The 10,193-nt window shown below is 67.2% G+C and carries 12 protein-coding genes and 1 pseudogene; 9 read left to right on the top strand and 4 right to left on the bottom strand.

Features of this window, described 5'->3' with window-relative positions; all coding sequences use genetic code 11:
* Positions 1 to 16 precede the first annotated feature (16 nt).
* On the top strand, positions 17 to 238 hold the full coding sequence (locus A5650_RS17965) for an oxygenase MpaB family protein (RefSeq protein ID WP_353615190.1): 222 nt from the start codon (positions 17 to 19) through the stop codon (positions 236 to 238).
* Here A5650_RS17965 and A5650_RS17960 read toward each other — a convergent pair.
* A pseudogene (locus A5650_RS17960) lies at positions 214 to 777 on the bottom strand (oxygenase MpaB family protein); the annotation flags it as partial. The gene A5650_RS17965 and the pseudogene A5650_RS17960 sit on opposite strands and share 25 nt — an antisense overlap.
* Before the next feature lie 147 nt (positions 778 to 924).
* Here A5650_RS17960 and A5650_RS17955 point away from each other — a divergent pair.
* The 4 genes from A5650_RS17955 (at position 925) to A5650_RS17940 (ending at position 4,384) form a co-directional block, all read left to right on the top strand.
* Positions 925 to 1,491: a TetR/AcrR family transcriptional regulator gene (locus A5650_RS17955; protein ID WP_067294330.1), complete on the top strand. Its 567-nt coding sequence runs from the start codon at positions 925 to 927 to the stop codon at positions 1,489 to 1,491.
* Between the two features lie 70 nt (positions 1,492 to 1,561).
* Positions 1,562 to 2,446, top strand: coding sequence for an SDR family oxidoreductase (locus tag A5650_RS17950; RefSeq protein ID WP_067294327.1), 885 nt, complete (start codon positions 1,562 to 1,564; stop codon positions 2,444 to 2,446).
* A gap of 1 nt (position 2,447) precedes the next feature.
* Positions 2,448 to 3,989 (top strand): long-chain-fatty-acid--CoA ligase, encoded by a 1,542-nt coding sequence (locus A5650_RS17945; protein ID WP_067294324.1) that lies wholly within the window; start codon positions 2,448 to 2,450, stop codon positions 3,987 to 3,989.
* A gap of 23 nt (positions 3,990 to 4,012) precedes the next feature.
* Positions 4,013 to 4,384: a VOC family protein gene (locus A5650_RS17940; RefSeq protein ID WP_067294321.1), complete on the top strand. Its 372-nt coding sequence runs from the start codon at positions 4,013 to 4,015 to the stop codon at positions 4,382 to 4,384.
* A 4-nt stretch (positions 4,385 to 4,388) separates the two neighbouring features.
* Here the strand turns inward: A5650_RS17940 and A5650_RS17935 are convergent, their stop codons facing one another.
* The 3 genes from A5650_RS17935 to A5650_RS17925 are packed head-to-tail and all read right to left on the bottom strand — an operon-like array spanning position 4,389 to position 6,271.
* Complete coding sequence (locus A5650_RS17935; RefSeq protein WP_067086442.1) at positions 4,389 to 4,694, bottom strand: DUF3349 domain-containing protein; 306 nt, start codon at positions 4,692 to 4,694, stop codon at positions 4,389 to 4,391.
* A 13-nt stretch (positions 4,695 to 4,707) separates the two neighbouring features.
* Positions 4,708 to 4,992 carry a hypothetical protein gene (locus A5650_RS17930; RefSeq protein ID WP_067294319.1) on the bottom strand — a complete coding sequence of 95 codons (285 nt, stop codon included), beginning with the start codon at positions 4,990 to 4,992 and terminating at the stop codon, positions 4,708 to 4,710.
* A gap of 19 nt (positions 4,993 to 5,011) precedes the next feature.
* Positions 5,012 to 6,271, bottom strand: coding sequence for an inorganic phosphate transporter (locus A5650_RS17925; RefSeq protein WP_067294316.1), 1,260 nt, complete (start codon positions 6,269 to 6,271; stop codon positions 5,012 to 5,014).
* 222 nt (positions 6,272 to 6,493) lie between these two features.
* Here A5650_RS17925 and A5650_RS17920 point away from each other — a divergent pair, with 222 nt between their 5' ends.
* The 4 genes from A5650_RS17920 (at position 6,494) to A5650_RS17905 (ending at position 10,145) form a co-directional block, all read left to right on the top strand.
* Positions 6,494 to 6,796, top strand: a complete 303-nt coding sequence (locus tag A5650_RS17920; RefSeq protein WP_067294312.1) for a DUF3349 domain-containing protein — start codon at positions 6,494 to 6,496, stop codon at positions 6,794 to 6,796.
* Entirely contained in the window at positions 6,754 to 7,947 is a 1,194-nt protein-coding gene (gene menE / locus A5650_RS17915; protein ID WP_082950814.1) for an o-succinylbenzoate--CoA ligase, read from the top strand. The genes A5650_RS17920 and menE overlap by 43 nt, the downstream gene beginning before the upstream one ends.
* Positions 7,948 to 7,993: 46 nt before the next feature.
* Complete coding sequence (locus A5650_RS17910; RefSeq protein ID WP_067294339.1) at positions 7,994 to 8,608, top strand: pyridoxamine 5'-phosphate oxidase family protein; 615 nt, start codon at positions 7,994 to 7,996, stop codon at positions 8,606 to 8,608.
* Between the two features lie 181 nt (positions 8,609 to 8,789).
* A complete protein-coding gene (locus tag A5650_RS17905) occupies positions 8,790 to 10,145 on the top strand; it encodes a hypothetical protein (RefSeq protein ID WP_067294309.1) in 1,356 nt (451 codons plus the stop codon).
* Positions 10,146 to 10,193: the final 48 nt, after the last annotated feature.

Genomic DNA, 10,193 nt, shown 5'->3' with positions numbered 1-10,193 from the left:
GCTGCTGCATGTGCCGATGCGCGACTATCCCGAGACCGATCAGGAGATGACCGACTACTTCGAGTCGATGATCGACAAGCTCGAGGCCACGCCGCAGGCGCAGAAGCTGATGGACGATCTGATCACCGGCACGATGGAGATGCCCCCATCGGTGCCCAAGCTGTTCTATCCGGCGATCAAGGCCACGCTGCGGCCCGTGCTTCGGTTGAACTACCTGTCGATCATCGACTCGAAGTAGTCGGTCATCTCCTGATCGGTCTCGGGATAGTCGCGCATCGGCACATGCAGCAGCCGCGCCAGCCGGCGGTTGTCGCGCAACACCTGCGCCTTCTCGTCGTCGGTGAAGTCGCGGCCGATCAGCAGGCGCGCGCCGTGGACGTTGACGATGTACCCGGTGCAGATGACCCATTGGTACGCCTCGGGATTCAGGGCGCTGAGTTGCTTTCCGGTCGTCTCGCTCTTCATCGTCATCGGGCGATGCATGGCTCTGACCCGATTCCCCTCGGCCGCGGCCTCCGTGCCGCCATACGTCCAGCGCAGCACCGAGTCGATGGACCGAATCGCCCGTCCGCCCGGATCACCGTGGAACGCCGCGGAATAGCGGCCGGTGACCTCGGCGATGACGGGATGCATGGCCTGCATCATGAAGGCCGCGCCCTCGAAGATCAGGAACGTCCACCGCCCGGTGTGCTCGGCGGTCGGCGAATCCGGCGGGACGAGTTCGACCGGCCCGTCGTCGACGGGTGAGGAGAGATCGATGTCCGAAGTGGCGGTCATGGGCGGCGCCCACCTCCTGTTCCGGGTAGTGCGGCGAGGTTAATATGACCGGCAGGTCGCATTCAAGTCGCATAATGGATATTTGTGGGCACGAATAACCGCAGCTCAGAACGTAGGAAAACGCCGCAACAACAACGATCTCGTGCGATGGTCGCAAAAATTGTCGAGACGACGGCCGGCCTGTTGCTGACCACGGACCCCGCGCAGGTGACCACGAACCTGATCGCCGATCGGGCGGGTGTCAGCAAAGGGTCGATCTACCAGTACTTCTCCGACAAGGAGGAGATCCTGGGAGCCGCGATCGAACATCTCGCGCTGACGCAGGCCCCTGCGCTGGAGGAACGGTTGCGGACCGTGACGCTCGCCGAACCCGCCGAGGCGATAGCGGCCTCCATCGACATCCTCATCGACGTGACGATCGCCAACCGCGGCCTGCTCCGCTATCTGGCCCAACGCCCCGATCACGTGCGCACGTTCGAGAACATCTCGGGCCTGAGCGCGACGCTGGTCGCGATGTCGACGCTGCACATGAACCACTACCACGACCAGTACCGCAACGAGCTGAGCCCAAAAGCGTTGGCGTGGTTGTTCTTCAACATGGCGGTGGCCACGACGCTGCGCTACATCGAGTCCGACGATCCGATCCGCCTCGACGAGCTGCGAGCCGGGCTGAAGTTCGCCTCGTCGGGCCTGCTCGCCGGCGGCCAGAACTGAGCGATTGGTGCACGAATTGGAGCGGTGAGCGCTCGTATTTGTGCACAGATCGCTCACCTAGACTCCGTTCGTGAGCAAAAGCCCGTTGCGGCGGTTGGCCGACCAACTCGTCCTGACCACCATGCGCCCCCCGGTCGTCCCCGAGTTGCTGCAGTACCAACCCGGCCGCGACGTCGTCGACCTGCGCGGTAAGCGGATCCTGCTCACCGGCGCGTCATCGGGCATCGGCGAGGCGGCCGCGGAGAAGTTCGCCCGCCGCGGGGCCACCGTCGTGGTGGCCGCACGGCGACAGGAACTGCTCGATGCGCTGGTCGACCGGATCACCGAGAACGGCGGGGACGCGTGGGCGCACGCGTGCGACCTGTCGGACCTCGGCGCGGTCGACGGCCTCGCCGAACGGGTCACCGAAGAACTCGGCGGCGTCGACATCCTGATCAACAACGCCGGCAAGTCGATCCGCAGACCCCTGGCCGAGTCGCTGGATCGCTGGCACGACGTCGAACGGACCATGGCGCTCAACTACTACGGGCCGCTGCGGCTGATCCGCGGCCTAGCGCCCGCCATGCGCGAGCGACGCGACGGCCACATCATCAACGTGTCCACATGGGGTGTGCTCAGCGAGTCGTCGCCGCTGTTCTCGGTGTACAACGCATCGAAGGCCGCGCTGACCGCGGTCAGCCGCGTCATCGAAACCGAGTGGAGCTCAGACGGAGTGCATTCGACGACGCTGTTCTATCCGCTGGTGCGCACACCGATGATCGCGCCCACCCGCGCATACGACGGCCTGCCCGGGCTGACCGCCGACGAGGCCGCCGACTGGATGGTCACCGCCGCCAAGACACGGCCCGTGCGGATTGCTCCGAGGATGGCCGTCAGCGCTCAGGTGCTCAACAGCTTCGCACCCGCGGTGGTCGACGCCGTGATGAAACGTCAACGCGTACAACCGAACAAATAAGATGCCGCACCCCGACATCGCGACCGTCGCCGACATCGCGCGCGTCTTCGGCGCCGAACGTCCGGACGCGGTCGCGTTGATCGCCGGTGAGCGCACCGCGACGTTCGCCGAACTCGACGCCCGGTCCAACCGGGTTGCCCAGTCGTTGCGTGCCGCCGGTGTCGGGTTCGGCGACCGGGTCGCGTTCATCGAGAAGAACGGTATCGAGTTCTTCGAAGTCGCCTGTGCGCTGTCGAAACTCGGGGCGGTCGTGGTGCCCGTCAATTGGCGGCTGGCACCACCGGAGATGTTGCACATCATCGACGACGCCCGCGCGCGGGTGGTGATCGTCGGCACCGAGTTCTTCGGTCACGTCGAAGCCATCGAGGACCGGGTGACCGCCACCCTCGTCGCCGTCGGTGCGCACTCACGCTGGCCTGCGTTCGAGGAGTGGACGGCGAATTTTCCGGCCGAAGATCCCTGTGTCACAACGCAGCCCGATGACCTGGCGTTCCTGATGTACACCTCGGGCACCACCGGATCGCCCAAGGGCGTCATGCTGACCAACGACAACTACTTCTGCAAAGCCACCGGGATCGCCGACAAATGGCGCTTCGACGCCGACAGTGTGAGCCTGGCCGTGATGCCGATGTTCCACATGGCGGGCTCGGGTTGGGCGTTCGTGGGGTTGTGCGAAGGTGCGCGCACGGTCGTGCTGCGCGACGTGGACCCCGCCGCGGTACTCGATGCCGTTGCACGGCATGGCATCACCAACATGCTGCTGGTACCGGTGGTGATCCAGCGCCTGCTCAATACCCCCGGCGTCGAGACCACAGACTTCTCCGCGCTGCGCGCGATCGTCTATGGTGCATCGCCGATCACCGACGACGTCCTGGTCCGGGCGCTCGAACGGTTCGACTGCGATCTGCTGCAGGTCTACGGGCAGACCGAGACCACCGGCTCCATCACCCAACTCGACCGCCACGCCCCCGAGCTGCTGCGCTCTTGCGGCAAGCCGTTTCCCTGGGTTCAGGTGCGCATCGTCGACGACACCGGACGCGATGTGCCGACGGGCACGGTCGGTGAACTGTGGACCCGCTCGCGCCAGAACATGCGCGGCTACTGGAACAACCCCGCCGCGACGGCCGCCACCATCACCCCCGATGGTTGGCTGAAGACCGGCGACGCCGGCTACGTCGACCGCGAGGGCTATGTGTACCTGCACGACCGCGTCAAGGACATGATCGTCTCCGGCGGCGAGAACGTGTACCCCACCGAGATCGAGAACGTGCTGATGACGCATCCGGACGTCGCCGACGTCGCGGTGATCGGTGTGCCGGACCCGGCGTGGGGCGAGGCGGTCAAGGCGATCGTCGTCCCCGCCGCCGGCTCCTCCCCCGGTGAGGCCGACCTCATCGCGTACGCACGCGACCGGCTCGCGGGCTTCAAGCTGCCGAAATCGGTGTCCTTCGCCGACGACCTGCCCCGCACCCCCAGCGGCAAGATCCTCAAGCGTGCGCTGCGCGAGCCGTACTGGGAAGGTGTCGGGCGGCGGATCGGCTGAACCGGCGTGCTAGACACGAAGGTATGGAGATTCTGGCCAGCCGGATGCTCATTCGGCCGGCGGACTACCAGCGCTCGCTGAGGTTCTATCGCGACGAGCTCGGGTTGGCGATAGCCCGCGACTACGGTGCGGGCACGGTGTTCTACGCCGGGCAGTCACTGATCGAACTCGCCGGGCACGGCGGACCGCACGCGGGCGGCACGATGTGGCTGCAGGTGCGCGACGTCTACGCCACCGAGAAGGAACTGACGGGTCGCGGCGTGCCGATCGCCCGGGAGGCCCGCGAGGAGCCATGGGGTCTGCACGAGATGCACGTCACCGACCCCGACGGGGTGCTGCTGATTTTCGTTCAGGTACCTGAGACCCACCCGCTGCGCCGCGACACCCGGCGGTGACGGATCAGCGTGCGGGGCTGGCCAGCGGCCAGCCGACCGATGCAAGCCGCGACGCAACCTGGTGCATTTCTTCGGGATTCGGCTCCTGGGCGGTGACCCGATGGATCGCCGCGCGGATGTCGTCTTCGGTGACGGTGTCGGAGGTCGCGCCCTTCAACACCGCCTGCGCGGCGCTGATCACTTCGTCCTCGGCCAGCGACCGCTTGAGCAGCGCGAGCAGCGGGAAGTAGTCGGTCGGCGGCACGCCCTCCGGATATCCGCGGCGCAGCCAGTTGAGCACGCTGTCCAAGACGTTGCGGTTCTCGTTCATGATGTCGCGCAACTCATTTCCGGGGCATGAAGGGGAACAGGTCGATTCCCGTGTGGTGAATGATCGTGGCCCTGGTGATCCAGAGCACCGCGGTGACGATCACCCACCCGACGAACACGAACAGCGCGACACCGACGTATTTGCGAGCCGGGTTCGGCGCCGTCGCGGTGCCGTCGGCGGCCTCGCCGTCCGCGCCGCTGGAGACGGCCATCAGCCCCGCCGCGAACAGTGCGGGAAGGCCCGCACCGAGCAGCAGCCCGACCACCAGCACCTTGACGATGCTCTCCAGATGAATCATCGAATGTTCCTTCTCGGCCTCAAACCGTCGCGGCCGGCTTCGGTTCGGGCATCGCTTCCTCGATGGCCGCCCGCAGCTCTGCGGGCACCACGGAATTGGTGGCGTCGTCCCATTCGGCGTTGACGTTGGTGTGGTCGACCTTCTGCTGCTGTGCGCGCCACCACATGTAGAACGACAGGCCGACGAGAACGAGGAAGATGAACCCGTCGCCGGCCAGGTCGGAGCCGGTGAGCACCTCGATGCCGTGGGACAGCCAGAACGACAGCGCGCCAACGAGTCCCGCAGCCGGCAGAGTCACCAGCCACGCGACGGCCATCCGGCCGGCGACCGCCCAGCGGACCTCGGCGCCGGTCTTGCCGACGCCGCTGCCAAGGATCGAGCCGGTGGCGACGTGGGTGGTCGATAGGGCCATACCCGCGGCGCTCGAGCTGAGAATGATTGCGGCCGACGATGCTTCGGCGGCGAAGCCCTGAGGCGACTGGATCTCGACGAGTCCCTTACCCAGCGTGCGGATGACCCTCCAGCCGCCGAGGTAGGTGCCCAAGCCGATGGCCACCGCGCAGCTGAACACGACCCAGAACGGCAGGCCGTTCTCCTTGACGTCGCCGGTCAGGTGGCCGGTGGTGATCAGCGCGAGCGCGATGACGCCCATCGTCTTCTGGGCGTCGTTGGTGCCGTGGGACAACGCGACCAGCGAAGCGGTCGCGACCTGCCCCCAGCGGAAGCCCTCGCGGCGGCGGCTCTCCACCACGTTGCGGGTTATCCGGTAGACCAGCCAGGTGCCGCAACCGGCGACCAGCCCGGCGATGACGGGCGCGGCGACCGCGGGGATGAGCACCTTCTGGCTGATCCCGCCCCAGTTGACGCCCGCGGTGCCCATCGCGGCCAGACCCGCGCCGATAAGTCCGCCGAACAGCGCGTGCGACGAACTCGACGGGATGCCGAACAGCCAGGTGAGCAGATTCCACAGGATGCCGCCGATCAGCCCGGCGAAGATGATCGTCAGACCGGTCGACGCGTCGATCGACGGCAGCAGGGCGCCGGTCTTGCCGTCCTGGAGCTTGAGCACCGAGGTGGTGACGGTGACCGCGACCTCGACGGACAGGAACGCACCGACGAGGTTGAGCACGCCGGCCAACAGGACCGCGGTCTTGGGTTTGAGGGCGCCGGTGGCGATCGAGGTGGCCATCGCGTTGCCGGTGTCGTGGAAGCCGTTGGTGAAGTCGAATGCCAGTGCGGTTGTGATCAACAGCACGAGGACGATCAACTCAGCGCTCACAGCGCTAATTCTGCGGCCATAGCGGTCGTTTCACCTAATTCTCGGCCACATTCGACCGGTGTGTCATCAGGCCTTTTGCCGTCTCGGGCAATGTGTTCATCCATTGTTCACCCGCCGGCGGTCGAGCGTTTCCCACCAGCGCCAAACTCGTCTTATTCGGTCGCGCACTAGCATCATCCAATCGAGAGTGGGTAGACCCGATGCGACACGCGGGAGGGCACAGTGACGAAGTTTCTGGCCAAAATTGTCGCGTGGATCACAGCGGGTTACCCCGAGGGAGTGCCGGGTCCGGACCGGGTTCCCCTGTTCTCGCTTCTGCGCCGGCGCCTCACCGAGGATGAGATCCGAACCGTCGCCGTGGAGCTGAAACGCAACGGCGAATTCGACGACGCCGACATCGGTGTGCTCATCACCCAGATCACCGATGCGCTGCCGACCCCAGAGGACGTCGAACGGGTGCGCAAGCGGCTGGCAGTTCGCGGATGGCCGCTCGACGATCCGCGTGGCGCCGAGGGGGACTCATAGCCGTCCTGCGGCCGGTCCCGGTCGGGTCCGGTGCCGCGGCTTTGGAGATCCTGCCCGTCGTGCACGACATGCTGGCCGGCCGCGAGTCCGTCTTGCCGGTGCCCGCCGACGAAGAGCGCGAAACCGCGGTTCTGACAACATCGTTGCGCGCCGGAGCCGAGGTCGACGACGACGTCGCGGTGGTGGTTCCGACATCCGGCACCACCGGAATTCCCAAGGGCGCGTTGCTGACCGCCGCTGCGCTGACCTCCAGCGCCGAGTCGACACACCACCGGCTCGGCGGGCCGGGTAGCTGGCTACTGGCGTTGGCGGCCCACCACATCGCCGGGCTCCAGGTGCTGGTTCGCAGCGTCGTCGCGGGCACCACACCGGTGACGCTGTTTCCGACATTCGAGCCGTCCGAATTGCCCTCTGCCATCGACGCATTGGGATCAGGCCGCCGCTACGCATCGCTGGTGGCCGTGCAGCTGGACAAGGCGTTACGGGACGACCGGGCTGCGCGGGCGCTGGCCCGGCTCGACGCCGTCCTCATCGGGGGCGGTCCGATGCCGGCCGGGCTCGCCGACCGCGCTGCGGCGGCGGGCATTTCGGTGGTGCGCACGTACGGGATGAGCGAGACGGCCGGTGGATGTGTTTATGACGGCGTGCCGTTGGACGGGGTGCGGGTCCGCATCGCCGACGGTGGCCGGATCGTGTTGGGCGGTCGGACGCTTGCGAAGGGGTATCGCAATCCCACCGATCCGGACCCGTTCGCCGATGCCGGGTGGTTTCGCACCGGCGATGTGGGGGCGCTCGACTCCGCGGGACGGTTGACGGTGCTCGGCCGAATCGACGACGCGATCAGCAGCGGCGGGCTGACCGTGATGCCGCAGATCGTGGAGGGCGTGCTGGCGAGCCACGATGCGATCGCCGAGTGCGCGGTGTTCGGCGTACCCGATGAGCGGCTGGGCCAGCGGGTGGCCGCCGCCGTCGTGCTCACGGCTGGTCGCGTCGCGCCCACGCCGGACGAGCTACGCGAGCACGTGGCCGCGGTCCTCGACCCCACGGCCGCCCCACGCGAGGTTCACATTGTCGACGAACTGCCGCGGCGCGGGATCGGCAAGATCGACCGGCGAGCGCTGACGGCGCGGTTCACCGACCCGCACGCTTGAGACCGTCGCGGCGTTCGGCGTGGACGACGTCGAGCATGATGGAGCCATGCGTTGCGAAGTCAGCACCGTCGACCAGTTACGGGCAGTCGTCGGGCAGCCGGACCACTACGTTGCCAACAAGGTCAAGGACCGCCTGTCACCGGTACAGCGTGACTGGCTCGCGCACTCGCCGCTGTGTTTGGTCGCGACGACGGATGCGCGCGGTCGCGTCGACGTGTCACCGAAGGGCGATCCGCCCGGCTTCGTCCACGTCATCGACGCCACCACGATCGCGATCCCCGAGCGGCCCGGCAACAAACGGGTCGACGGCTATCTCAACTTGCTGCAGAACCCGCATGTCGGCACGCTGTTCCTGATCCCCGGTCGCGGCGACACGTTGCGCATCAACGGCACGGCGAAGATCCTCTCGGACGCCGACTATTTCGACGGTCTCGCCGTGAAGGGCAAGCGTCCGATCCTGGCGCTCGAGATTGCGATCGAAGAGGTGTTCTTCCACTGCGCCAAGGCTTTTCTGCGTTCGGATGTCTGGGATCCCGCGACCTGGAACCCGTCGGCATTGCCGAGCGTCGCGCAGCTGCTCAAGGCGCTTCGGTACGACTGGAGCGATGCCGAACTCGAGGAGTACTACAGCGAGGCCAAGACCCGCGAGCGCCTGTACTGACCGCGCACAGCTCAGATCTGTGACCGCCGGTGCGGCGGCCCGCCGCCTCGGTCGCGGCGCTGATGAGTTGGGTCTCGGCGCGTTCGATGCGTTCGGCCAGCGACGTGCCGGCGAACAGCGGTTGATCTTGATCTCTCATCGGAGGTCACCTTACGGTCGGCGCGGCGAATAGGGTGACGGAATGCGGGCCAGTCGCAAGGAGATCGTGGCGGTCGCCATCGGCGTGGTGCTGGTGGTCGCCGCGTTCGTCGTGCCGCACCTGAACCTGGGCATCGTCACACCGCTGATCAACGCCACGCCTGCGCGCTTCCACCAGTTCGCGGACACCGCACCGATCTTCGGTTGGTGGAACACGCACGTCGGGTGGGGCACGGTCCCGGCGGTCGTCATCGGCGCAGCGGCCGTGCTGTGGGGACCCACAGTCGCACAACGCCTGGCGTGGCGCGTCGTGCCATGGGCGACATGGGCGACGGCGTGCACGTGGGCGTTCTCGCTGGCGATGATCGACGGTTGGCAGCGCGGTTTCGCCGGGCGCCTGAGCGCACGCCACGAATACCTGCGTCAGGTCCCCACCGTCACCGACATTCCGCACGCCCTACGGACGTTCTCGGACAGAATCCTTGACTACCAACCGGATTCGTGGATCACCCACGTATCGGGCCATCCCCCGGGCGCGCTGCTGACATTCGTGTGGCTCGACCGCATCGGTCTCGGCGGCGGTGCGTGGGCGGGTCTTCTGTGCCTGCTGGTGGGCTCGAGCGCGGCGGCCGCCGTCGTGGTCGCGGTGCGCGCGCTGGCGGGAGAAGCGACCGCACGGCTGGCGGCCCCGTTCGTCGCCGTTGCACCGACGGCGATCTGGATCGCCGTGTCGGCCGACGGCTATTTCGCGGGGGTGGCAGCGTGGGGTATCGCGCTGCTGGCAGTGGCCGTCGGGGGCAAGGTGCGCTGGCCCGTTCTCGCCGCGGCGGGGGCTGGATTGCTGTTGGGGTGGGGACTTTTCCTCAATTACGGCCTGGGTCTGATGGCCCTGCCGGCGCTGGCGGTGCTGTTGTGCGCACCGGATTGGCGCGCCGCGACCCGCGCGGCGGTGCCCGCGATCGTCGTCGTGATCGCGGTGGTGGGAATCTTCGTGGCGCTGGGGTTCTGGTGGTTTGACGGTTACCACCTGGTGCAGCAACGGTACTGGCAGGGAATCGCGAACGACCGGCCGTTCCAGTACTGGGTGTGGGCGAACCTGGCGTCAGTGGTGTGCGCGATCGGCCTCGGCAGCGTGGCCGGGCTCGGTCGCGTCTTCGACATCAACGCAATCCGGCGGCGGCCCGGACTGCCCATGGTGCTCCTGGGCGCGCTGCTGGCGATCACGTTCGCCGATCTGTCGATGCTGAGCAAGGCCGAGACGGAGCGTATCTGGCTGCCGTTCACGGTCTGGCTGACCGCGGCCGGCGCGCTGCTGCCGCCGCGGTCGCACCGCTGGTGGCTGGCGGTCAACGTGGTGGGCGCCCTGCTGCTCAATCACTTCATTCTGACGAATTGGTAACGGTCGTGGGTCAGACGCGCACCAATAGGTGTGGAACTGGACCCTGGA

The organism is Mycobacterium sp. 1164985.4 (assembly GCF_001668575.1).
GTDB lineage: Bacteria > Actinomycetota > Actinomycetes > Mycobacteriales > Mycobacteriaceae > Mycobacterium.
The sequence above is the reverse complement of the archived record's forward strand: the minus strand, read 5'-3'. Positions and strand labels throughout refer to the sequence as shown.